The organism is Mycobacterium sp. MMS18-G62, assembly GCF_053877835.1.
This window is the reverse complement of record NZ_CM132662.1, coordinates 2,978,599-3,002,375: the sequence shown is the minus strand read 5'-3', so window position 1 is coordinate 3,002,375 and position 23,777 is coordinate 2,978,599. Positions and strand designations below refer to the sequence as shown.

The window sequence follows — 23,777 nt, the reverse complement described above, 5'->3', positions numbered from 1 at the left end:
TGCTTGTGTGGATCGTCGACGGTCACGGTGGCGATGACGATCACGGTGGGGGCTCCGGCCCGTTCAGCGGCGCGCCATACGGCGGCGCCCCGGGGTAGGGCACGGGTCCGATCGCCGGACCCGGCAGGCACTGGCGAATGCTGGGTGGCTTCGGCACGGCGCGGGTCGCCGGGAAGTAGTCCGCCCAGCAGGGATGTCCGATGCCCGGGTTGGGCCGGATGTCCAGGCCAGTCCCCCAACCGGTGTTGGTGACCAGCTGGCGCACCGGGAAGTTCTTGGTGGCGTCCGGCAGCGACCCGCACCCCGGCGCTCCTCCGGGTCCGCCCTTGGCGGCGACGATCGGCAGGTTGTCCGGATACGCGTAGGGATCATTACCCAGCAACAAGGCGACATCGAGCGCAAGTGTGCGGTGATCGCCGCCCCACGCCGCATAGCCGCCGTTGTTGAGATACCAGGTGGCGCCCTTCAGAAAGCACGTGTACACGGGGTTGTGCTGCAGAAGCAGATTCGTCGTCGGCTCGAGGGTGTTGACCGCCCCGACGAGATCGTCCTTGCTCGTGACAAGCAGGTTCGTACCTGCCTTCGACACACCGATGACGTTGAGCAGCAACCCATCCAGCGCGGTCGCGTGGCCGGTGACGGTAGCGCTGGTGGTGCTGATGGCGTCCAGAATGCCCACGATGTCGTTGGCGGCGGCGTCATAGGTGTCGGTGAAATTCTTGAGCGAGCGCCAGTTCCCGCCAATGGTTTCGGCGCGCGCGTTAAGTGCGCGCAAGACCTCGTTGAGATCTGTAGCGGCTTGGCCCATCCGCTCGCCCTGTCCGCGGACGCCGTCGGCAACTGCGGTCAGCACCGCGTTCAGCTTGAGCGGATCGACGACCTTGAGGAGCTCGACAACGTTCTCGAAGACCGTGTTGATCTCCGTGCTGACGTTCTTGGAATACAGCACCGCGCCGGCGGCCAGCCGCTGCGGGCTCGGGTTCGGCGGATACACCAGCTCGACGAACTTGGTGCCGAAGGCGGTGGTGGCACTGATCTGGGCCGCCACGTTGGCCGGGATGTAGCGGATCTGGTCCGCGTCGATCTCAAGCCTCAGTCTGGCGTTGTCCGCTCCGCCGCCGATCTGGCTGACCCGGCCGACCCGAACGCCACGCAGCATGACGTCGGCGTTGGTCTCCATCACCAGCCCCGCGCGATCCGATGCCAGCGTCACGGGCACATACGACCTGAACGTGCCCGCAAACGACACTGCGGTCACGAACAAGAACACGCCGATCGCCGCTAACAAGATGAGCGTCCACCAGGCGCTGGCGATCCGGTGTGTTCCTGACCTGCGCTTCATGCCACTAGCCCGCCAAGTGGAAGTCGCCGGACTGGCCATAAATGGCCAGCGTCATGATCACGATCAAAATCGACGCGACGACCATCGAGGCACGCACGGCCCGGCCGACGGCCTCACCGACCCCCGCCGGCCCGCCACGCGCGGTGAAACCGTAGTAGGTGCACAGCAACATGATCATCAGGGCAACCGCGGCCACTTCGGCTACCGACCACAACACGTCTGTTGGACTCAGATACGTATAGAAGTAGTGGTCATAGACACCCGACCCCTGGCCATAAATGGCGGTGGTGCCGATACGCGCGGCCCAATACGCCGTCATCAGCCCCACACAAAACAACGGGACCGCCACAATCACCCCGGCCAGCACCCGCGTGGACGCCAGGTAGCTCACACTGCGGATGCCGATCGCCTCGAGCGCATCGATCTCCTCACTGATCCGCATCGCCCCCAGCTGAGCAGTGCTACCGGCACCAACGGTGGCCGCCAGCGCCACCATCACCGTCCCCGGCTGGATTTCGCGGGTGTTGAAGAATGCCGACGCGAACCCCGTCAGCGCCTCCACACCCACCGACGCCAACTGGTTGTATCCCTGCACCGCCACTATCGCACCGGTGGTGATCGTCAAGAACCCCACGATCACGACCGTTCCGCCGATCACCGCAAGAGCCCCGCTGCCCAAACCCATCTGCGCGATCACGCGCAACAACTCGCTGCGGTAGTTGAGAACGGCATCGGGTATGCCGGCCAACGTCGTCGCGTAAAACCGTGTCTGCGAACCGATCTGGTTCCACCCGCCCACCGCGGCATTCCTCATCCGCTGCAACCGCGGATGAAGCCCGCTCGGAACACTTGACGTCACGAGTTCACCTCACGACACCATGAACGGGACGCCGACGGCGGTGACGATGATGTTCGTCAAGAACAACACAATGAAGGCGAACACCACGGTTTCGTTCACCGCCCTGCCCACACCGGCCGGCCCCCCACCCACCGAAATGCCCTGATAGCAGGCGATCAAGCCAGCGGTCAACCCGAACAGCGTCGCCTTGATCAGCGAGATGATGACATCGGCCAGGTGAGTCAGCGTCGTCAGTCCCGCGACCCACGCACCCGCCGAAACGTCCATGAGAAACACCGAGCAGACGAACGCGCCGACAAGGCCCGTCATGATCACCACCGAGCTCAGCGCCAGCGACACCGTCGTGGCCGCCAGCACGCGCGGAACCACCAGCGCCTGGATCGGGTTGATGCCCATCACCCGCAGCGCATCGAGTTCCTCACGGATGGTTCGCGCACCCAGATCCGCGCACATCGCCGTGGCACCCGCGCCCGCCACCACCAACACCGTCACGATCGGGCCGCTCTGAGACACCGTGAAAATCGCAGCGCCGGTGCCGGAAAAATCCGCGGCACCGATGTCGGCCAACAAGACATTGAAAAGGAACCCCGAAATCACAGCCCACGGGATCGTCATCAACACCGCGGGCAACGTCGACACCCGCGCGACGAACCAGCATTGAGATAGGTATTCACGCCAGGCGAACGGCGGCTTGAACATCAGCACGAAGGTGTCCAGCGCGACGGCGAAGAAGCCACCGACCGCCCGAACGGGCTTGGTCGCCGTTTGCGCGGAGATCACCATGCTGCGGCCAACCACATCCGAGAGGGTACGCGGACGATGTCGCTTATGTCCATAGTCAATACGCTTATTAGCTGACATCAGATATACAAACCGCGATGAAAACTGCGTCTTGTACTCGATGATGTATCTTGATAGTACTGTTCTGTACGTCACACTGGAGGTTGTGGGCGCTGGGCCGCCTCACGCACTGATGCCCGAGGAGGCACCTGATGACCGACACCAAGCAGGCCAGCGAGAGGCTCGTCCGCGATTTTCTGGGCTCGTGGGAAGGCCGCGATCTCGAGACCATTTGCAGCGCCTTCGCCGATGACGCCGTCTACCACAACGTGCCGGTCAAGCCGATCGAGGGCATCGCCGGCATTCGCGCCATCTTTCGGGCGTTCCTTGACGCGTTCTCGGAAGCCAAGCTCGATATCGTCACGCTGGCGGCCGAGCCGGGTCTGGTACTCGCCGAACGCGTCGACTACTTCACCATGAACGACGGCACCAGGGTCGTGCTCCCGGTGACCGGGGTGTTCGTCGTCAAGAATGGCGAAATCACGCGGTTTTCCGACTATTTCGATCTCGCCGACTTCGAGCAGCAGAGCGGGTTCAAGCTGTGAGCCATTCGAGAACACTCACGTGACCGACGTGGCCCGCAACTCCGCCGCCACGCGGGCGGGTCTGGCAGGATTTGGTGGTTCGCCCAAGCAGAAAGGGGGGCGTCGCGCGGTGGAGCCCGCGGTCTCAACCGTCAAGCGACGGCCGAAGGACAGAAAGCAGCAGATCCTGGAGCAGGCCGTCCGCCTGTTCATCGATCGCGGCTTTCATTCGGTCAAGCTGGAGGACATCGCCGAGGCGGCCGGCGTGACCGCGCGTGCGTTGTATCGCCACTACGACAACAAGCAGGCGCTGCTCGCCGCCGCCATCCGAATGGGCCAGGAGCAGTACCAGAGCGCGCGACTGCTCTCCCAAGCCGAGACACCGTCCACACCTCGGCCGCTGAGTGTTGAGTTACCGGACCTGATCGCCGCGGCCGTCGCGTCTCGGTCGCTGACGGTGCTGTGGCAGCGCGAGGCCCGCTACCTCGACGATGTCGAGCGAGCAGAGGTGCGCCGGCGCATCAACGCGATCGTCGCGGGTATGCACGACGGTGTCCGGCTGGAGATATCGGGCCTGAGCCCCCGCCACTCGGAGCTACGGGCCTGGGCGGTGTCCAGCACCCTCACCAGCTTGGGTCGGCACAACTTGACGTTGCCCGGCGACGAACTGGCTGAGCTTCTGTACCAAGCGTGCATGGCTGGCGCCCGCACTCCTGCGGTCCGCGAATTGGAGCCCGACGATGCCGCGCCGAACCGGGAAGGTGCGCTGTTCTCCCGACACGAGACACTGCTCGCCACTGGGGCGAGGTTGTTCCGCGCGCAGGGGTATCCGGCCGTCAGCACCAGCGAGATCGGGAAGGGAGCGGGTATCGCGGGCCCGGGCCTGTATCGCTCGTTCTCGTCCAAACAGGCGATTCTCGACGCGCTCGTCCGCCGGCTCGACGAATGGCGCAGCCTCGAATGCATACGCGCGCTGCGCGAAAACGCGCCAGACAAGCAGCGCCTGCGCAGGCTCGTCGACGGCCACGTCCGCATCAGCCTGGACGACCCCGACCTCGTCGCCGTATCGATCACCGAGCTGTCGCATGCGTCCACCGAGGTCTGTGACACGTACACGAGAAACCAAGCGGACAGGGACTCCGAGTGGATCGACCTCATCCGCAAGCTGGTGCCTGCGACCAGCGTCGCCGAGGCGAGGCTGCTCGTCGCCGCGGCGATCAGCTTCATCGAAGACGTCGCGCGGACATGGCATCTCACGCGTTACGCGGGTGTGGCGGACGAGATGACGGCCATCGCGTTGTCGATACTGACGAGCCGGTCACCACAGGGCGCAGACAGTCCCGCCGTCGGCGAGTTGAGTGGTTCCGGTGACCATCGAGGCGTCGTCTGACAGCAGGAACGCCGCAACGGCGGCCATTTCCTCGGGTTTCGCCATGCGGCCCTGAAGGCGGTCGATCATCGTGAGCCCGCCTCCCTCGCCGAGCGCCTCGTCGAACATCGTGATCGCGGTCTGCTGCATCGGTGTGTCGACGAACGCGGGTAGCAGTGCGTTGGAACGCACGTTGGATGACCGGAACTCGGCGGCGGTGACGCGGCTGAGGTGGATGATCCCGGCCTTCGACATCCCGTAGGCAACGGTGCCCGCCGCCGCGACATGGCCCGCCAACGATGACATGTTGACGATGGCTCCGCCCCCGCGCTCGATCATCTTCGGCACCACATGTTTGGTGCACAGCCACGCGCCACGCAGGTTGATCCTGATGATGCGGTCGAAGTCCTCGACGGTGGTGTCGATGATGGACGCGAAATGAACGACGCCCGCATTGGCGACGAGCTTGTCGACCCCACCGAACGCGCCGACGCAGGCGTCGACCATGCCGATCACTTGTTGTTCGTCGCTCACGTCGACCGGGTGGCCGATGGCGTTGCCGCCGATCTTGGCCGCTGCGGCATTGGCGGCATCGCTGTCAATGTCGGCGCAGAGCACGTTGGCACCCTCGTCGGCCAGCCGCTGTGCTATCGCGAGGCCGATTCCCGCTCCGGCCCCCGTCACGATGGCGGCCTTGCCTGCCAGGTCTGCATGCGTCATGAGTCGCCTCGCGAATGTGTATGTGCCATAGGTTTTCTCATCCCGCGACCGCGAACGCCGAGTCCCGTTGCGCGACGTGCAGACCGTGTTCGCGTATCGCCCCGAACATCACAAGGCCGAAGCCCGGCGTGTCGTCGGAAAGGCTGACGGCGTGCACGCCCAGATCACGCAGGATCCATCCCACGGTCTCGGACAATGCCGGCGCCGCGTCGCCACGGCCGAAGAGGCCGCAGGCGTGCATCGGTCCGGATGGGCGCAAGTAGACAATCATGCCGCTACCCCGGACGGTCATCGTCGTCAACGCGCTGTCGAGTTCACGGCCGCACCGGCACGCCGTCGAGCCGAACACATCCCCTGTGAGGCACTCGACGTGGACGTGAAGCGGCATGGGCACGCCGGGGCCGGCTGCACCGACGATCACGACCAGATGCTCGCCGCCGTCGTGCGCGTCGTGGAAACCGATGACTCGTGAGGCGCCTGCCGTGGTGGGCAGGATCGTCTCCGCCAGCCGGACGACTTGGGGCTCTGTGCGCCGCCGATACGCGACGAGGTCGTCGATCGACAGCGCGGCCAGCCCGTATTCGTCTGCGAATTCGGCCAATTCGGCGCCATCGGCGATCGCTCCCGGTCGCTCGCGCGAGACGATCTCGCAGAACACTCCCGCCACCCGCCGTCCGGCCAACCGGGCCAGATCGACCGCCGCCTCCGCGGCCCCAGGCCGACCCAACACCCCTTCCGCACTCGCCTGCACCGGGACCACATGGCCCGGTCGCCGGAAGTCTTCTGCTCGCGATCCGGCCGCGGCGAGCGCCGCGATGGTCCTGGCACGGTCGGTGGCCGAGATACCGGTTCCGGTGCCGGACCAGTCGACCGCCACGCGGTGGGCGGTAGCTGACCGGTCGGCATCGCCATGCCACATGGGCGGCAGGTTGAGCCGCTCACACTCTGTGCCCGGCAACGCGACGCGGACATAACCGGAGGCGTGCCGCACGGTGAAGGCGAGCAGCTTGGGCGTCGCGGCCTCGGCGGCGAAAATGAGATACCCCTCGTCGCCCGGCGCCGCATCGTCGGTGACGACGACAGGTCGCCCCTTAGCGACCGCGGCGATTGCGCGGCGGACCCGCACATCGGTGGTTTTCATGAAAGCTCCTCTGATACATCCGCCACGGCCAGTTGCCGAAACCTACTGCCGTGGAACACAAGTGGCGGTGTCTCTGGGTCGGCGCCCATGGCGCAGATCTCAAGCAGAGCGATGGTGTGATCGCCCGCGGCGACCTCCCCGGCCACTCGGCAGTCCAGCCATGCACTCGCACCGTGAACCAACACTCCCCCGCCTGGCAGTTCACTCCACGACACCCCGGCGAACCGGTCACCGACCTTGCGCGACAAGCTCACGCAGGCATCGCCGTGGCATTCGGCCAACACGCTCACACCCAGCCGCCGACGCCCCCGCAGCCTGGGCCACGTCGTCGAGGTGTTCTGGACGCAGATCGACACCAGGGCCGGGGATATCGAGACCGCGGTGAATGAGCTCGCGGCCATCCCGACCGGCACACCGTCGACGATCGCGCAGACGGCGATCACTCCGGACGGGAAGCAGCCGAATACCCGCCGCAGCTCGGCCTCGTCCACACACGCGGATGCCGTTGGCACCACATCGATCCCATCCACTAAGTAAGCCCGTGCAGGAAATCGAGCAACAGCCGGTTCGTCTCCTTCGGTTCTTCCTGCTGAATCCAATGTCCGACATCGGCCACCATGTGGGTGCCGCAGTAATTCGGCATGACCTCGCGTGCCCGATCGATTGCCTCGGCTCCCCAGGCGGTGCCGACGTCGTACTGGCCACCGATGAACACCGCCGGCGGCGTGAGCGGCTTGCCTTCTTGATCGGCAAGATCGTGCCAGTCGTTGTCGATGTTGTGGTAGAAGCTCAAGGGCCCGCCGAATCCGGAACGCTCGAATTCGCCTGTGTAGAAATCGACGTCGGCGTCGGTGAACCAGTCGGGCGCCCTGTCGGGATAGATGAACGCGTCCTTGAGCCTGGCCCCCTCCGGCATGCACAGCGGGCCGGCACGGATCACGTCGATCGGGTCCATCGATTCCAGGTCGACGCCCGCCGCCACGGCCGCCTGGGTGGCCGCGATCATCCCCTCACCCGAGACGGTGTAGGTCAGGCCCAACAGCCAGGAGCGCACGTCTTCTTCGATTTCGGCGATGATGCCGTCCTGGGCGGAGAAGTAGTCCTGGTACCAGACCTTGCCTTCTCCGGCGATCTCCCGGTGATAGTCGTCGGGGCGGCGCTCACCGAAGGGGCTGCCCGGCAAGGCGATAACGCCACGCCCGGAGAACGGGACGCTGATTCCTGCCACACCCGCACACCGTTGCGGATGCAGCCATGCGAAGGTCCACGCGACGGGGGCGCCCCAGTCGTGACCGATCACGACGGCCTTGTCCTGCCCGTAGGCGTCGATCACACCAAGAACGTCGCCGACCAATTCCTTGATGCGGTATGCCGATTGGACGCGGTACTTCGATGAGCGCCCGTACCCGCGCTGGTCGATGGCCACCACGCGGTACCCCGCCGCGGCGATCGCCGGAATCTGATGTCGCCAGGAGTACCAGGACTCCGGAAACCCATGCAGCAGAACGACCAACGGGCCCTCGCCGTCCTCCACCGCATGGATCCGGGTGCCCCGGCAGTCCAAGTTCCGATGAGTCAGCGCCATCACAGTGTTCCTTCCAGTCCTAGGACGTGCGGCTCGCCGCCACCTCGGCGACGGTGATCGCTTCTGGCCGCCCCGGGGGTTCGGCCGACGGCACAGTGCGGTTCTCGTAGTTCCTCGCGATCAGCGTCTTCTGCCCGGACAACCTGGTCCGTGCCCACTTGCCGAGCACACGTCCGGCGACGTTCGGTCTCATCAGCGCGGACGGTGGTTTGACCAGATGAACGACGGCCAGGAATTCGCGATAGGCATCCAGGTCGTCGTGCACGAGTTCGATCAGGCGGTCCATGTACCAGGTGAGCACGCGGAAATAGAACGGCCGCTTCTTGTCCACGTCTTTGATCCAACCAAAGCGCAGGTTCTGCTCGCGGATCACGAACCAGGCCGTATCCGCCATCCGGGAGATCGACCGGTAGTAGCGACGAGGCAGATCTCGGTGTCCCGCACCGTATTTCGCCAGCAGCTCCTGCATCTGCCGGACTTCCTTGAGCGCCAGCGTCATGCCCAATCCGGAAACGGGGTCGGCACTGGTGTACGCGTCGCCGACCACCAACAGCGCCCGTGGAAGGTTCCGCATCTTCTCGTATCGCAGCCTGAGCATGTTGGGATAGCGGAAGTTGTAGATCGGCGAAGCCGGCTCCAGACCGTCGATGTTCTCCCCGATCACCGGCGACGGCATCAGATCGGCGAACTCGCGGAATTCGCGGGCGGTGCGCGGCGGCGAGTAGCAGTTGTACGCGACCAGCGACGTCGACAGTATGGTCCGCGAGCTGTCGGTGTAGTACTGCGCGGCGTAGGTGTCCTCGTACGGTCGGTATGCGTAGCAGATCACCATCACCTTGTCCTGCCACTGCCGCTCCGGTGGTACCCGGTGCTGCATTGTGGAATAGAAGCAATTGATGATGTCCTGCTCGACTTCGGGCGCGCCGACGCCGATCCGGTCAAGGATCTCCGGCAGTCGAGTGTTCTTGCCGGAGGCGTCCACGACGAATTCCGCTGGTATCACGTCGATTCCATCGCCGTCGCGCTGAACGCCCACGCCGATGACGGCGTCGGCCCCGTCCTCGAACACGAGGTCGGCCACCTCGGACTCGTAGCGGAAGCTGATCCGGGGTTCGCCGTCGAGGCGGCGCCGCACGCACCATTCGAGCAGTGGGCGTCCGGCGCACACGATTTGAATGTCGCTGGTACCGGGCTTCTTCCAGGTACCACCTATCCGGATCCGGTACTGCGCCGCCATGTCGACCTTGAACGCACCCTCACGCACCATGTCGTCGACGATCCCGGGAAAGATGCGCTCCAACTCGATCTGACCCGCGGTGAGCAGGTGGTGCAGGTGCCAGCCCTGCGCCGCGCCCGGCCTGCCTTCACGGCGACGATGGGGCCCGTCTTTCTCGAGGACGATGACGCGCTCGAACGACTCGCTGAGCACCTTGGCCGCGGCGATGCCCGCGATGCTGCCACCGATGACCAATGCCGTGCCGCGGCCCCTTCGGCGTACGTCCGCCAGATCGAGCGCCGAGTAGTCGACGCGCGCCGGTGTACGCCGACCTGCCGCGCCACTTGGGACGAACTTCTCGTAGTAGAGGCCGACGCGGTGGAATCCGTTGTCGTCCAACCAGGTTCGGGTGGCCTCGACCATGGCGCCGGGTCCGCAAAGGTAGACGTCGGCGTCGCCGCCGGCAAGCATCCGCTCGTCGAGCAGGTCGGTGACGAGCCCGACCGGCCCGTCCCAGTTCGCGTCCGGACGCGAGACGATGACCTGCAACTCCAGCCCCGGCAGGCGTTGCTTGAGTGCCTCGAGGTCGTCATGTTTGCACAGGTCCTCGACGGCGGTCACCCCGTACAGCAGGCGCACCGGGTGCACACTGTCGGCGTCCAGACTCTCGGCCATCGCCAGGATTGCCGACAACCCGGTGCCCCCGGCGACCAGGACTACGGGACGCACGACCGGGCGTAGGTAGAAGCCGCCCATGCTGCAGCGCAACGCGATACGGTCGCCTGGTTTCGCGCGCTCGCGCAGATAGTCCGACATCACGCCATCTGGCAGCAGCCGGATGATGAACTCCAGTTCGTTGCGTCCGTCGGCCGGGTGTGCGTAGGAGTAGTTCCGCCACGACGCCGTGCCGGGCACCTGAAGCTGGGCGAACTGGCCCGCCTTGTACGCCAGGGCGCCGGGCATACCCGATGCGTCCACGCTCAGAATCGCTGTGGTCGGCGACAGCCGCTGCACCCCGGTCACCACTCCGTGTCCGGTGATGAGCAGCGCCGCATTGTCGTCAGCCGGATATTGGAGTTCGATCAGGCAATCCGACGTGGGGAAGGTCTGGCACGTCAGGATCTTTCGCGCGTCGCGTTCAACATCGGAAAGACCTTCTGTGCGGCCCATCTCGTAGTCGCCGGCTGGACAGGCGGCCACACAAGTCCCGCAGATCCCGCTCTGGCACTCGTTGACGATGGCGACACCGTGTTCTTCTGCGGCCTCGAGGATCGATTGATCCGGGCCCACCGGCATTTCCTTGTGCGTCCCATCCGAATAACGGACGGTGACCTGACGAGCCTCCACTTCAGCTGCCTCTTCCACCAGAGCCGACCGCTAGACGATCGCGGCCGCAGGCTTTTTCGCGATCCGGGCGTTGAGCCTGGGCATGACCTCCGTGGCCAGTAGCCGCATCGATTCTTTCCACGGGCCGGGATCGTCGCTGTAGTCGAAGCCCAGAATCAGCAGGTGCCCGAATCCACCGACTTGGTCGTAGGTGGCCTCCAATTTGTCGACGACTGTGTCGACCGAGCCGACCACAAAAGTGTTCTCGGCGAGGTATTCCGGCGTGACGTCGGCATCGGGCACCGCCGGGTCGTGCTTGTAGAACTTGGTCATGCCCATCGTGCGGAAGGTGGGCAGGACGTACTCACGCATGTTGCGCCCCAGCATGCCGTCGACCGCATACCGGAATGCCTGCTCGTCCGTCTCGGCAACGACGACCTCGCGCACCAGCCGCCAATCACGGCGATCGGGTGTGCGTCCGCTGCGTTCGGCCCCTTCCAGCACGGCGTCCCAATGCGTCGCAACGTAATCGGTGTTGAGGTCGAGGCTCATGGGTAGGTAACCCCGCTCCCCGGCGAGCTTCAGCGTTTCTGACCCCGCACTGAAACCGGTGACGCCGATCGGGGGGTGGGGATCCTGGTAGGGCTTGATGTGACGCCGCATCAGGCCGTCGTACATCGGCGCAATGCCGTTGGCGTTCCAGTACTTTCCGCGATGTTCCCAGGGTTCGTCCTCGGTCCAGACGCGCAGCATGATCTCCAGTGCTTCGCGGGTCATCTCGCGGTGCTCGCCGTTTCGCCCGTCTACGTCGAACAGCGCCCAGTCGCCCGGGATGCCACTGGCCCCGACCCCGAGCATGAAGCGTCCCTGTGCGAGGTGATCGAAGTAGGCCACGCGGTGGGCCAGCTCGACCGGGTGGTGGTAGGGCAACAGGTGCGCGCCGGGCGCGAGCTTGATCGACTTCGTGCGGGTGAGCGCCTGCGCCAACAGGAGGTCGGGCGCGCAGATCGGCTCCCACGGCACGGTGAAGTGTTCTCCGACCCACGCCTCCACGTAGCCGAGCTGATCGGCCAGTTCGATGATGTCGAGATCCCACTGCGTCGCGTCGTACAGACTCCGCTCCGGCGGATGCGCCGGCATCAGAAATATCCCGATCTCCATCGTCAACCCTCTCAGTAGTGGCCGAACTCGATCGCAGCTGTGGAACAAATCCGCGCCTGACACATCCCGTGTCGCCGACTGCGACGTACAACACAGTACTAGCAAGATACATCATCAAACGCAAGTAGCGGTTTTCTTGGCGATTTACGCGGATGAAGTTTCTAGCTCCGCGTATCGGCTATGGACATTTTGCCCCTGGGCCACGTAGCCTCCTGAGGTCAGCCCGTACCAGGCGCAGTGAGGAGCGGCCATGACCGGCGATCCGGGCGAGGACAACGCCATCGACGGTCGCAGCGGCCACATCCACTGCTAGAAGGGAGCCCTCCCGTGCAGGATTTCGAGTACGTCGGTTACGACGTCATCGACGACGGGCGTATCGCGGTGATCACGCTCGATCGCCCGAAGCAGCGCAACGCGCAGAACCGCGGAATGCTCGTCGAGCTGGGGGCGGCCTTCGAACTCGCCGAAATCGACGACGCGGTTCGCGTGGCGATCCTGCGGGGAGAGGGGCCGTCATTCTCCGCAGGACACGATCTCGGCTCCTCCGACGACGTCCGCGAGCGCTCACCCGGCCCGGATCAGCACCCCACCTATCGATGCAATGGAGGAACGTTCGGTGGGGTGGAGTCTCGCAACCGCCAGGAATGGCACTACTTCTTCGAGAACACGAGGCGTTGGCGCAACCTTCGCAAGGTCACGATCGCCGAGGTACACGGGACGGTGTTGTCGGCAGGGCTGATGCTGGCGTGGTGCTGCGATCTCATCGTCGCGGGTAAAGACACCGTTTTCGCTGACGTCGTCGGCACTCGACTCGGCATGTGCGGTGTCGAGTATTTCGGTCATCCGTGGGAGTTCGGGCCGCGTAAGGCAAAGGAGCTGCTGTTCACCGGCGATGCCCTTGACGCCGACGAAGCTCACTCCCTCGGAATGGTGAGCAAGGTCTTTCCCAATGACGAATTGTCGGATCGCACCCTCGAGTTCGCCCGCCGGATCGCGAAGCTGCCCACGATCACCGCGCTGCTGATAAAGGAGTCGGTGAACCAGACGGTCGACGCGATGGGCTTCTCGACGGCGCTCGACGCGTGCTTCAAGATCCATCAGCTCAACCACGCGCACTGGGCGGAGGTCACCGGCGGGGAGTTGTCCTACGGCACCGTCGAGCACGGCCTCGACGACTGGCGCCTGGCGCCCGAGATCCTGCCCGCCGCCAAAGACCGCCCCTGAGGCGAAGGGCCGACACAACAGTGGATGTCGATTACCCGCCCGAAGCCGAGGCGTTCCGGACGCGGATCCGCTCGTTTCTGGCCGAGCACCTCCCGGCCGACTGGACCGGGGCCGGAGCGCTGCCACCGGATGAGCGAAGGGAGTTCGCCCGCCGATGGCGTCATACGCTGGCCCGCCACGGGCTGGTGGCCGTGTCCTGGCCACGGGAGTACGGCGGCGCAGGTCTCACCGCGATCGAACAGGTCGTCCTCGCAGAGGAATTCGCGCGCGCAGGCGCACCTGATCCGGCGGAGAACGATCTGCTCGGGATCGAGCTGCTTGGCAACACGTTGATCACCCTGGGCTCCGAAGAACAGAAGAAACATTTCCTCCCCCGAATCCTCACCGGCGAAAATCGTTGGTGTCAGGGATTTTCCGAGCCCGAGGCCGGCTCGGACCTGGCGGCCGTGCGAACAAGAGCCGTGCTCGACGGCGACGAGTGGGTGGTCAACGGGCAGAAGATCTGGACGTCGGCGGGGCCGACCGCGAACTGGATCTTCCTGCTGGCCCGCACTGATCCGGCCGCATCGAAACACAAGGGCTTGTCGTTTCTGTTGCTGCCAATGGACCAGCCAGGCGTCGAAGTACGGCCGATCGTCAACGCGGCCGGCCATGCCTCGTTCAGCGAAGTCTTCCTCACCGATGCCCGTACGCCTGCCGTCAACGTGGTCGGCGGAATCGGCCACGGGTGGTCGACGGCGATGACCCTGCTCGGTTTCGAGCGCGGTTCCCAAGTCACCACGGCGGCCATCGACTTCGGCCGTGACCTCGATCGGCTGCGCGAACTCGCCCGGAACCGTGGACTGCACACCGACCCGCACATCCGGGACGCGCTGGCGTGGTGCTTTTCCCGGGTCCAGATCATGCGGTGCCGGGGCTACCGCGCACTGACGTCGATGCTGAACGGCGAGCGGCCCGGCGCCGACGCCGCGATCACCAAAGTCATCTGGAGCGAGTACTTCCGGCGCTACACCGAACTCGCGGTCAAGATCCTTGGACTCGAGGTGCTTGGCCCACAGGGTCGGGGAAACGGTGCGGCGCTCAAGGTCCCAGAAGCAGGCACGCCGAATTCGGCCGCTTGCTGGATGGACGAGCTGCTGTACGCGCGTGCCGCAACGATCTACGCGGGCAGTTCGCAAATCCAGCGCAACGTGATCGGAGAACGGCTGCTCGGGCTGCCCAAAGAGCCCAACGCCCTCTGCAGCGGGCGGACGTGAGATGGACTTCCAGTACAGCCCCGAACAGTCCGACTTCCGAAAGTCGCTGCGGCGCTTTCTCTCTGACCAGGAACCTCCCGCGCGGGTGCGCGAGGTGGCCTCGGCGGACGGCCATGACGAACGCCTATGGCGACGATTGTGCGGCGAGCTGGATCTGCCAGGGCTGCATGCTCCGGCGCGGTACGGCGGGGCGGGGGCCTCGCTGATCGAGACGGCCATCGTCTTCGAGGAAGTCGGCCGTGCGCTCGTCCCCATTCCGCTGGCGAGCACAACGCTCGCGATCGAAGCGGTGTTGGGCATGGGCGACGAGGAGCAACGATCGCGGCTGCTGCCCGGGCTGCTCTCAGGAGAGCGGATCGGAACATTCGCCGCTGCCGGTCCGGACATCGGTTCGCCGGCGACCGTGCGAACCGCCGAGCACGACGGTCGCACCGTCCTGGACGGTGAGTGCTCACCTGTGCTGCACGGTCATGTCGCGGACCTGTTCGTCGTGCCGGCGGAGGCCGACGGCGCGGTCACTCTCCACGTCGTGGCCGCAGATGCTCCGGGAGTCACGGTGACACGCCTCCCCTCGTTCGACAGCACCCGTCCCGTCGCCAGGCTGCAACTGACGCACGCCCCAGCCGAAGCGCTGACTGCAGGCTCGCACGATGAGATCGAGCGGATACTCGACGTGGCGCGGGTACTGCTAGCCGCGGAGATGCTCGGTGGCGCCGAGGCGTGTCTCGCGCTGGCAGTCGAATATGCAAGGAGCCGACGGCAGTTCGACCGACCGATCGGCTCGTTCCAGGCGGTCAAGCACAGCTGCGCGGAGATGATGATCGAGATCGATGCAACCCGCGCGCTGGTGATGTTCGCCGCGATGAGTGCCACAGATCGCGACGAGCTAAGGATCTGCGGACCGTTGGCGAAGGCGCAGGCCGCCGATACCTTCGTCCTCTGCGCGGGTTCGGCCATTCAGGTCCACGGTGGTATCGCCTTCACCTGGGAGCACGATCTGCACCTCTACTTCCGTCGGGCCCAGACGACCGCAGCACTGTTCGGCGACAGCACGCGACACAGGGCCCTGGTCGCCGACCGTGCAAGCCTGTAGATCCGGGGACGACGATGACCTTGCAGTCCTACGCCGCGGGACCCGCCGACACTGCGCTCCTCGAAGAGACGATCGGGTCGAACTTCGAGCGCACCGCCTCGACGTACCCCGATGTCGAAGCACTCGTCGACGTTGCCGGCAACCGACGTTGGACCTACGCCGATCTCAATGCCGAAATCGACTGCGTGGCACGCGCATTGATGGCAAGCGGCATTGCGCGAGGGGATCGGGTAGGGATCTGGGCACCGAACTGCCCACAGTGGACGATTCTCCAGTACGCGACGGCCAAAGTGGGCGCCATCCTGGTGGCGATCAATCCCGCGTACCGGACCCATGAACTGGCGTATGCGCTGCGCCATTCGGGAACTCGACTGCTGGTCTGCGCGAACCGCTTCAAAAGCTCCGACTATCGCAGCATCGTCGACGAAGTGCGGTCGGAGGTTCCCGACCTCGCCGAGGTTGTCTTCTTGGACACCGATGACTGGGAGCGGCTTCGGGATCGCGCCGATTGTGTCCCCGCCGATGCACTGCGCTCGCGGATGGACACCCTGCGATCCTCCGACCCCATCAACATCCAATACACCTCGGGCACAACAGGTTCGCCCAAGGGGGCGACGTTGTCACACCGCAATATCCTCAACAACGGCTTCTTCGTCACCGAACTCATCAACCTGGCCGCCGGCGATCGACTGTGCATCCCGGTGCCTTTCTACCATTGCTTCGGCATGGTGATGGGCAACCTCGGCTGCACCAGCCACGGTGCCACCATGGTCATTCCGGGGCCGGGATTCGATCCCGCCGCGACACTGGAGGCCATCGAAAAGGAGCGCTGCACAGCCGTATACGGCGTGCCGACGATGTTCATCGCGATGTTGGGGCAACCCAACCTCGCCGACCGTGATCTGTCGTCGCTGCGTACTGGAATCATGGCGGGCGCGACCTGTCCGATGGAGGTGATGAAGCGCTGCATCAATGAGCTACAGATGTCGCAGGTCGCGATCGCGTACGGCATGACCGAAACTTCACCGGTGTCGTGTCAGACATTGATCGACGACGACTTGCAGAGCCGTACCGCGACGGTCGGACGCGTGCACCCTCATGTCGAGATCAAGATCGTCGACCCGGACAGCGGCCTGATCGTGAAACGTGGTGAACCCGGCGAGTTTTGCACCCGCGGATACTCGGTGATGCTGGGCTACTGGAACGACATCGAGAGGTCACGCGAGGCCATCGACGACGACGGCTGGATGCACACCGGAGATCTTGCCGTGATGCGAAACGACGGGTACTGCATGATCGTCGGGCGCATCAAGGACATGGTGATCCGCGGTGGCGAGAATGTGTACCCGCGTGAGATCGAAGAATTCCTCTACACCCACCCCGACATCGACGACGTACACGTGATCGGCGTCCCCGACGACAAGTACGGCGAGGAGATCTGCGCGTGGATCAAGATGCGACCGGGTTGTCGTCCACTGGACGCCGAAACAGTGCGGGCGTTCTCCACCGGCAAGCTCGCGCACTACAAGATCCCGCGGTACGTCCGCATCGTTGACGAGTTCCCTGTGACTGTGACGGGGAAAGTTCGCAAGGTCGACATGCGGGCCGAAACCGTCCGACTACTCGGGCTGTGAACGCGTCGAGCGTGGCAGTCTGGGTCTGTGACCGACCTCGCCGAGGAGTTCGAGGCGCAGCGTCCGCACTTGTTCGGGCTCGCCTACCGACTGCTGGGCTCGGCGAGCGAGGCTGAAGACGCAGTCCAAGACGCGTACCTGCGTCTGCACGCGGCGGACCGATCGGCGATCAGGTCGCTGCCCGCGTGGCTGACCAAGATCGTCACCAACCTGTGCCTCAACGAACTGACATCCGCCCGTGCCCGCCGCGAGAACTACATCGGGCCATGGCTGCCGGAACCCGTGAGCACCCGCGACGGCACACTCGGCCCGCTGGAAACTGCCGAGCAGCGCGAGTCGGTGTCGATTGCGCTGTTGACGTTGATGGAGCGGCTCAACCCCACCGAACGCGCCGCGTTCGTATTGCGTGAAGCATTCGCCTACAGCCACCGCGACATCGCGGAGATCCTCGAAGTCTCGGAAGCCAACGCCCGGCAACTGCACCGCCGGGCCCGGGAGCGCTTGGGTGAACCCGCCGCCCGGTTCCTGCCGGATCCCGCGCACTGGCGCCGTGTCGTCGAACGATTCCTCACCGCATCTCGCGGCGGCGACGTCAGCGCACTGGTCACATTGCTCACCGACAACGTCACCTCCACAGCCGACGGCGGGGGCAAAGTGGCTGCGGCGCGCCGTGTGGTGACGGGCCGCGACAAGGTGGCCCGTTACCTCGCGGGCGCATTCGGCCGCCCGCTGGTCGACATACGGCTAGATCTCGACGCGGAGGTCAACGGCGAACCGGCGGTGCTCGGCTTCGTCGGCCCGACACTGGCGGGTGTGCTGTTCTTCGACACCGTCGACGACCGGATCGAGGCGCTGCGGATCGTGGCGAATCCCGACAAACTTCAGTACCTGGGGCGGCAGTTGTCACATCCGCCTGCCCCATTCGGTTCATAAGGGTGTGACGACCCTCAGACTTCGCCGACAGAAGCAGATGCGATGAACCACCGTCTGCTCCGCGCCGGCATGTGGTTCCTGACCTTCGTCGAACTGGCGGTGGGATTGGTGGCGACGCTGGCTCCTCGCGCCTTCTACGACCACGTCCCCTGGGTGGACCTGGCCCCACCATTTTCCGAGCATCTGATGCGCGACTACGGCGCAATGAACCTGGCACTGGGGCTGGTGACGGCAGTCGCCGCGATCACGATGGATCGCATCATGGTCCGCACGGCGCTGGCGGCCTACCTGCTATTCGCCATCCCCCACTTGCTATTCCACGTCACCCACCACGACCACTACACACCATCGCAAGCGATCGGCGAGACCACGGCGCTCGCGATCGCCATTCTGCTTCCGCTCACGCTGCTGGCACTGTCGTGGCGCTCGCCAAGGTCGATCTGACCGCAGTCTCAAAGCGGTAGCTGAGCTGCCCCCTTGCATGCCCGTCACCGCCAATACTAGGATATCCAAGTATTCAGCCATTCGGGCGAGGGACAGACTCATGACCACACAGATTCCGCATTTCATCGACGGCCAGCGCACCGCCGGACAGTCCAAGCGCACCGCCGACGTGTTGAACCCCAACACCGGCGAGGTGCAGTCCACAGTGCCGATGGCCTCGTCGGCCGACGTCGACGCCGCAGTCGCCGGCGCCGTCGAGGCGCAGAAGGAGTGGGCCGCGTTCAACCCGCAGCGCCGCGCCCGCGTGATGATGAAGTTCATCGACCTGGTCAACAAGAACATCGAGGAGCTGGCCGAGCTGCTCTCGCTGGAACACGGCAAGACCCTCGCGGACTCCAAGGGCGACATCCAGCGCGGCATCGAGGTGATCGAGTTCGCGGTCGGGATCCCCCACCTGCTCAAGGGCGAATACACCGAGGGCGCGGGCACCGGCATCGATGTCTACTCCCTTCGGCAGCCGCTGGGCGTGGTCGCCGGCATCACCCCGTTCAACTTCCCCGCGATGATTCCGCTGTGGAAGGCCGGGCCCGCGCTGGCGTGCGGCAACGCATTCATCCTCAAGCCGTCCGAGCGCGATCCCTCTGTGCCCGTCCGGCTGGCCGAACTGTTCCTCGAAGCAGGGCTTCCACCCGGCGTGTTCCAGGTCGTGCACGGCGACAAGGACGCCGTCGACGCCATCCTCGAGCACCCGGAGATCAAGGCCGTCGGTTTCGTCGGCAGCTCCGACATCGCGCAGTACATCTACGCCGGCGCCGCGGCGCACGGCAAGCGGGCACAGTGCTTCGGTGGCGCCAAGAACCACATGATCGTGATGCCCGACGCCGACCTCGACCAGGCCGTCGACGCGCTGATCGGCGCCGGGTACGGCAGCGCCGGCGAGCGATGCATGGCGATCAGCGTCGCGGTGCCTGTCGGTGACCAGACCGCAGACCGCTTGCGCGCCAGGCTGATTGAACGGGTCAACAACCTGCGGGTCGGCCACAGCCTGGACCCGAAGGCCGACTACGGCCCGCTGGTCACAGGTGCGGCGCTGGCCAGGGTGCGCGACTACATCGACCAGGGCGTGGCCGCGGGAGCGGAGATCCTCGTCGACGGTCGCGAACGCACCAGCGACGACCTGCAATTCGGAGACGCCAATCTCGAGGGCGGCTACTTCATCGGACCGACGCTGTTCGACCGCGTCACCCCGGACATGTCGATCTACACCGACGAGATCTTCGGCCCGGTGTTGTGCATGGTGCGCGCGAAGGACTACGAAGAGGCTCTTCGGTTGCCCTCCGAGCACGAATACGGCAACGGCGTCGCGATTTTCACTCGCGACGGCGACACCGCACGCGACTTCGTGTCCCGGGTCCAGGTCGGCATGGTCGGCGTGAACGTGCCGATTCCCGTGCCGGTGGCGTACCACACGTTCGGCGGCTGGAAGAGGTCCGGCTTCGGCGACCTCAACCAGCACGGTCCGTCGTCGATCATCTTTTACACCAAGGTCAAGACGGTGACGCAGCGGTGGCCCGCGGGCAGTCACGGCGCCGAGTTCGTCATCCCGACAATGAAGTAAATGGACTACTTCGGTCTGGACGACGACGAACGCGTAATCGCCGAGACGGCGGCCGCGTTCGCCGAAAAGCGCCTGGCGCCATACGCATTGGAGTGGGACGAAAGTCACCACTTCCCCACCGATGTGTTGCGTGAGTCTGCCGAGCTCGGGATGGCGGCGATCTACTGTCGCGAGGATGTCGGCGGCAGCGGACTTCGCCGGCTCGACGCGGTCCGCATCTTCGAACAGCTGGCGACGGCCGACCCCACGATTGCGGCATTCCTGTCGATCCACAACATGTGCGCGTGGATGGTCGACACGTTCGGCAGTCCCGAACAACGCAAGGACTGGGTGCCGCGGCTGGCCTCGATGGAGGCGATCGCCAGCTACTGCCTGACCGAGCCCGGCGCCGGATCCGACGCCGGTGCGTTGCGCACCAAGGCCGTTCGCCAAGGCGACGATTATGTGATCGACGGCGTCAAGCAATTCATCTCCGGTGCGGGAGCATCCGACGTCTATGTCGTGATGGCCCGCACCGGCGGCGAGGGCCCGCGTGGCATCTCCGCGTTCGTGGTCGAAAAGGACACGCCGGGACTGACGTTCGGCGCCGACGAGCAGAAGATGGGCTGGAACGCTCAGCCCACCGCGCAGGTCGTCTTCGAGGGTGTTCGGGTGCCTGCCGATGCGATGCTCGGTGGCGCCGACGGCGAAGGCACCGGCTTCGGGATCGCGATGAACGGGCTCAACGGCGGGCGCATCAACATCGCGGCCTGCTCGCTCGGCGGTGCGCAGACGGCCTATGACAAGGCGGCAAGTTACCTCGCCGACCGTCAGGCCTTCGGCGGGTCACTGCTCGACGAGCCCACCATCCGGTTCACCCTCGCCGACATGGCTACTGCACTGCAGACGTCGCGAATCCTGTTGTGGCGCGCCGCAACAGCTCTCGACGACAACCACCCCGACAAGGTCGAGCTCTGCGCGATGGCCAAGCGCTACGTCACGGACGCGTGCTTCGAGGTCGCCGATCAGGCCCTTCAGCTGCACGGCGGCTACGGGTATCTGCGCGAGTATGGGCTGGAGAAGATCGTCCGCGACTTGCGGGTGCATCGCATCCTCGAGGGAACCAACGAAATCATGCGCGTGGTCATCGGACGGGCAGAAGCCGCCCGTGCCCGCGCGTCCGCATAGAAAGGCCGCTCGATGACCACGATCGCGTTCCTGGGGTTGGGCCACATGGGCGGCCCGATGGCGGCCAACCTTCTCGCCGCGGGCCACACTGTGCGGGGCTTCGACCCCGTGCCCGCCGCGAAAGAGGTCGCTGCCAGCAAGGGCGCGCAGATCTTCGACAGCGTCGCACAGGCGGCGGAAGAAGCAGACGTCGTGATCACGTCGCTTCCCAACGGCAACATCGTGAAGGCCGTTTACGACGAAGCGCTGCCCGCCGCCAAGCCGGGCGCGCTGTTCATCGACACTTCCACCATCTCGGTCGACGACGCACGCGCGATCCACACGCAGGCCACCGAACGGGGCTTCGCGCAACTGGACGCCCCGGTGTCCGGCGGGGTGAAGGGCGCGACGGCGGGCACGCTGGCATTCATGGTCGGCGGTGAGAACGATGCGGTGGAGCGGGCCCGACCTGTGCTGGAGCCGTTGGCGGGCAAGATCATTCACTGCGGCGCATCGGGCACCGGCCAAGCCGCCAAGCTGTGCAACAACATGGTGCTGGCCGTGCAGCAGATCGCGGCAGGCGAAGCCTTCGTGCTCGCCGAGAAGCTGGGCCTGTCGGCGCAGGCGCTGTTCGACGTGATCACCGGCGCTACCGGCAACTGCTGGGCCATCCACACGAATTGCCCAGTGCCAGGACCTGTTCCGACGTCACCGGCCAACAACGACTTCAAGCCCGGCTTTGCGACCGCGTTGATGAACAAGGACATCGGCCTGGCGATGGACGCGGTCAACTCGACCGGCTCGTCAGCGCCGTTGGGCAGCCACGCCGCAGAGATCTACGCGAAGTTCGCCGCCGACCACGCCGACAAGGATTTCAGCGCTGTCATCGAAATGATCCGCAACGGCTAGAACGGTGCGGGCGCTTCGTTGCGCGCGCGTTCGGCCCTGACCCACGCGGCGTATTCGGCAGCACGGGTACGTCGTCGTCTTGGCATCATCAGGCCGCGGTCGCCGGTGTTCGGCACCACGATCGAGGGGGGCGGAAGGTCGGCGGTGGTGGTGTCCCATGTCTCGAAGAACAGCCGGCTGCCAGGTTTGGTGATGTATTTCCTGCCGCTGGGCGAGATCCAAATGACGGTGCCATCAGGCAGCTGAACGTCGTGCCATCCGCCGAACGTCTTCATCAGATGGTTAGTTCGACACAGACACTTGATGTTCGACGCGTGGGTCGGCCCGATCGGATACGGGATGGTGTGGTCGAGGTCGCAACGATCGGCCGGCACGTCGCAGCCTGGCGCGCGGCAGTACAGATCCCGCATCCGAACGAACTCGGCCAACTCTGCCGACGGTCGATAGTGCGGTTCCGGCTCATCGCCGGGCATGGTGATCGGACGGACCTTGGCACCGCCGCGGATCAACTTCGACAGCAACGGTGTCGGCACGACGCCCTCTCCGACGATCAGCGCCGCGGGCGGCGTCACCGGGGGCTGCTCGGCAGAACCAGCTGCCGCGTCGACCGCTGATTGCTCCGCCAAAACCCGGATCACCACGTTCGAGGAAATCGGTGCATCCCCCGCCGGGCAGGTCTTCGAACCGCATTGGCACGCCAGGCGGAAACTGCCTGCAGCGATGGCGCCCACCGCGTCCGAGCGGCGCTCGCCGATGGGGCGAGGATCGTTGTCGCAGACTCCCTGCACCATCTGTGCGACGCGACGCTTGAGCACCGCCGCGTCCGCGGCCAATAGCCGACCCCACACCGAGGTGGTTTCGGCAGGATCATCGAGATCTCCGATCGAGAAGTCCCTTGTACGCGTGGATGATTCAGACCGGCGCACGGCCGCGGGGTCGTATCGGAAGATCCACGCGTCGATCGCGTCATCGAGTCGGTCCTCCGAGAGCGGACCCCATTTGTTCGCTTTATCCGCAAGGGCGGCGTCGATGAGGGCGAGCGCGTCGCCGTCTTCCACGAGTTGGGTGCGCCAAGTGATCGCGGAGACCACCCGCGAGCTGAGCGTGCCCTGCATATACAGCGCCGCAACGCGGGGAAGTCGGTCACGCAGCGCGACCGCGATCCGCATCTGCGCCGAGGCCCGGCGATGGCCCACCGTCATCGCCGCTGCCACCTCGGCTGCCGCTGAAGCCCAACCGTCGAACGCCCAGTTCGCCTGCTCGTCATCGTCAACGACTCGGCGCCGGGCGAGTTCAGCGATGGCGGCCAGCCGGCGAGCCCCGGCAGCAGCTTCCGCTCTCGCGCCCTCCTCGATGGCGGCGACGACCGTCGCGTCATCCGCCGTCGAGAACTCCGAGCCGAACATATGTGCGATTATGCCCGTCGCGGCCGACGTC

21 protein-coding genes are annotated in these 23,777 nt (G+C 65.4%); 11 read left to right on the top strand and 10 right to left on the bottom strand.

Features of this window, described 5'->3' with window-relative positions; translation table 11 throughout:
• Window positions 1–40 precede the first annotated feature (40 nt).
• The 3 genes from ACWW36_RS14955 to ACWW36_RS14945 are packed head-to-tail and all read right to left on the bottom strand — an operon-like array spanning window position 41 to window position 2,984.
• The gene (locus ACWW36_RS14955) at window positions 41–1,342 is read right to left on the bottom strand and encodes an MCE family protein (protein ID WP_456142281.1); all 1,302 of its coding nucleotides are present in this window, start codon (window positions 1,340–1,342) and stop codon (window positions 41–43) included.
• A 4-nt stretch (window positions 1,343–1,346) separates the two neighbouring features.
• Window positions 1,347–2,156 carry an ABC transporter permease gene (locus ACWW36_RS14950; RefSeq protein ID WP_456142493.1) on the bottom strand — a complete coding sequence of 270 codons (810 nt, stop codon included), beginning with the start codon at window positions 2,154–2,156 and terminating at the stop codon, window positions 1,347–1,349.
• Window positions 2,157–2,210: 54 nt separating this feature from the next.
• Window positions 2,211–2,984 carry an MlaE family ABC transporter permease gene (locus ACWW36_RS14945; protein WP_456142492.1) on the bottom strand — a complete coding sequence of 258 codons (774 nt, stop codon included), beginning with the start codon at window positions 2,982–2,984 and terminating at the stop codon, window positions 2,211–2,213.
• A gap of 209 nt (window positions 2,985–3,193) precedes the next feature.
• Between ACWW36_RS14945 and ACWW36_RS14940 the strand changes: the two genes are divergently transcribed.
• Together ACWW36_RS14940 and ACWW36_RS14935 are read left to right on the top strand one after the other, a co-directional pair.
• The gene (locus tag ACWW36_RS14940) at window positions 3,194–3,586 is read left to right on the top strand and encodes a limonene-1,2-epoxide hydrolase family protein (RefSeq protein WP_456142280.1); all 393 of its coding nucleotides are present in this window, start codon (window positions 3,194–3,196) and stop codon (window positions 3,584–3,586) included.
• A 109-nt stretch (window positions 3,587–3,695) separates the two neighbouring features.
• Window positions 3,696–4,955: a TetR/AcrR family transcriptional regulator gene (locus ACWW36_RS14935; RefSeq protein ID WP_456142491.1), complete on the top strand. Its 1,260-nt coding sequence runs from the start codon at window positions 3,696–3,698 to the stop codon at window positions 4,953–4,955.
• Here the strand turns inward: ACWW36_RS14935 and ACWW36_RS14930 are convergent.
• The 6 genes from ACWW36_RS14930 to ACWW36_RS14905 are packed head-to-tail and all read right to left on the bottom strand — an operon-like array spanning window position 4,884 to window position 12,083.
• Window positions 4,884–5,654, bottom strand: coding sequence for a glucose 1-dehydrogenase (locus tag ACWW36_RS14930; RefSeq protein ID WP_456142279.1), 771 nt, complete (start codon window positions 5,652–5,654; stop codon window positions 4,884–4,886). The two genes, ACWW36_RS14935 and ACWW36_RS14930, sit on opposite strands and share 72 nt — an antisense overlap.
• A gap of 37 nt (window positions 5,655–5,691) precedes the next feature.
• Window positions 5,692–6,795, bottom strand: a complete 1,104-nt coding sequence (locus ACWW36_RS14925) for a 3,4-dihydroxy-2-butanone-4-phosphate synthase (RefSeq protein WP_456142278.1) — start codon at window positions 6,793–6,795, stop codon at window positions 5,692–5,694.
• Complete coding sequence (locus ACWW36_RS14920) at window positions 6,792–7,325, bottom strand: flavin reductase family protein (RefSeq protein WP_456142277.1); 534 nt, start codon at window positions 7,323–7,325, stop codon at window positions 6,792–6,794. The genes ACWW36_RS14925 and ACWW36_RS14920 overlap by 4 nt, the downstream gene beginning before the upstream one ends.
• Window positions 7,325–8,380, bottom strand: coding sequence for an alpha/beta fold hydrolase (locus ACWW36_RS14915; RefSeq protein WP_456142276.1), 1,056 nt, complete (start codon window positions 8,378–8,380; stop codon window positions 7,325–7,327). Before ACWW36_RS14915 ends, ACWW36_RS14920 begins: the two co-directional genes overlap by 1 nt.
• Before the next feature lie 19 nt (window positions 8,381–8,399).
• The gene (locus ACWW36_RS14910) at window positions 8,400–10,943 is read right to left on the bottom strand and encodes an FAD-binding oxidoreductase (protein WP_456142275.1); all 2,544 of its coding nucleotides are present in this window, start codon (window positions 10,941–10,943) and stop codon (window positions 8,400–8,402) included.
• Between the two features lie 30 nt (window positions 10,944–10,973).
• Window positions 10,974–12,083, bottom strand: coding sequence for an LLM class flavin-dependent oxidoreductase (locus tag ACWW36_RS14905; protein ID WP_456142274.1), 1,110 nt, complete (start codon window positions 12,081–12,083; stop codon window positions 10,974–10,976).
• Window positions 12,084–12,320: 237 nt separating this feature from the next.
• Here ACWW36_RS14905 and ACWW36_RS14900 point away from each other — a divergent pair, with 237 nt between their 5' ends.
• The 9 genes from ACWW36_RS14900 to mmsB all read left to right on the top strand — a co-directional run bounded on the left by ACWW36_RS14900 (window position 12,321) and on the right by mmsB (window position 22,340).
• Window positions 12,321–13,307 carry an enoyl-CoA hydratase gene (locus tag ACWW36_RS14900; RefSeq protein WP_456142273.1) on the top strand — a complete coding sequence of 329 codons (987 nt, stop codon included), beginning with the start codon at window positions 12,321–12,323 and terminating at the stop codon, window positions 13,305–13,307.
• A gap of 20 nt (window positions 13,308–13,327) precedes the next feature.
• The gene (locus ACWW36_RS14895) at window positions 13,328–14,563 is read left to right on the top strand and encodes an acyl-CoA dehydrogenase (protein ID WP_456142272.1); all 1,236 of its coding nucleotides are present in this window, start codon (window positions 13,328–13,330) and stop codon (window positions 14,561–14,563) included.
• A 1-nt stretch (window position 14,564) separates the two neighbouring features.
• On the top strand, window positions 14,565–15,656 hold the full coding sequence (locus tag ACWW36_RS14890; RefSeq protein ID WP_456142271.1) for an acyl-CoA dehydrogenase family protein: 1,092 nt from the start codon (window positions 14,565–14,567) through the stop codon (window positions 15,654–15,656).
• A 20-nt stretch (window positions 15,657–15,676) separates the two neighbouring features.
• Complete coding sequence (locus ACWW36_RS14885) at window positions 15,677–17,290, top strand: AMP-binding protein (RefSeq protein ID WP_456142490.1); 1,614 nt, start codon at window positions 15,677–15,679, stop codon at window positions 17,288–17,290.
• Between the two features lie 27 nt (window positions 17,291–17,317).
• Window positions 17,318–18,223 (top strand): RNA polymerase sigma-70 factor, encoded by a 906-nt coding sequence (locus tag ACWW36_RS14880; protein ID WP_456142270.1) that lies wholly within the window; start codon window positions 17,318–17,320, stop codon window positions 18,221–18,223.
• A gap of 42 nt (window positions 18,224–18,265) precedes the next feature.
• Window positions 18,266–18,667 carry a hypothetical protein gene (locus ACWW36_RS14875; protein WP_456142269.1) on the top strand — a complete coding sequence of 134 codons (402 nt, stop codon included), beginning with the start codon at window positions 18,266–18,268 and terminating at the stop codon, window positions 18,665–18,667.
• 100 nt (window positions 18,668–18,767) lie between these two features.
• Entirely contained in the window at window positions 18,768–20,285 is a 1,518-nt protein-coding gene (locus ACWW36_RS14870; protein WP_456142268.1) for a CoA-acylating methylmalonate-semialdehyde dehydrogenase, read from the top strand.
• Window positions 20,286–21,452, top strand: a complete 1,167-nt coding sequence (locus tag ACWW36_RS14865) for an isobutyryl-CoA dehydrogenase (RefSeq protein ID WP_456142267.1) — start codon at window positions 20,286–20,288, stop codon at window positions 21,450–21,452.
• 12 nt (window positions 21,453–21,464) lie between these two features.
• Window positions 21,465–22,340, top strand: coding sequence for a 3-hydroxyisobutyrate dehydrogenase (gene mmsB / locus ACWW36_RS14860; RefSeq protein ID WP_456142266.1), 876 nt, complete (start codon window positions 21,465–21,467; stop codon window positions 22,338–22,340).
• Here the strand turns inward: mmsB and ACWW36_RS14855 are convergent.
• Window positions 22,337–23,746: a DUF222 domain-containing protein gene (locus ACWW36_RS14855; protein ID WP_456142265.1), complete on the bottom strand. Its 1,410-nt coding sequence runs from the start codon at window positions 23,744–23,746 to the stop codon at window positions 22,337–22,339. The two genes, mmsB and ACWW36_RS14855, sit on opposite strands and share 4 nt — an antisense overlap.
• Between the last annotated feature and the right edge of the window lie 31 nt (window positions 23,747–23,777).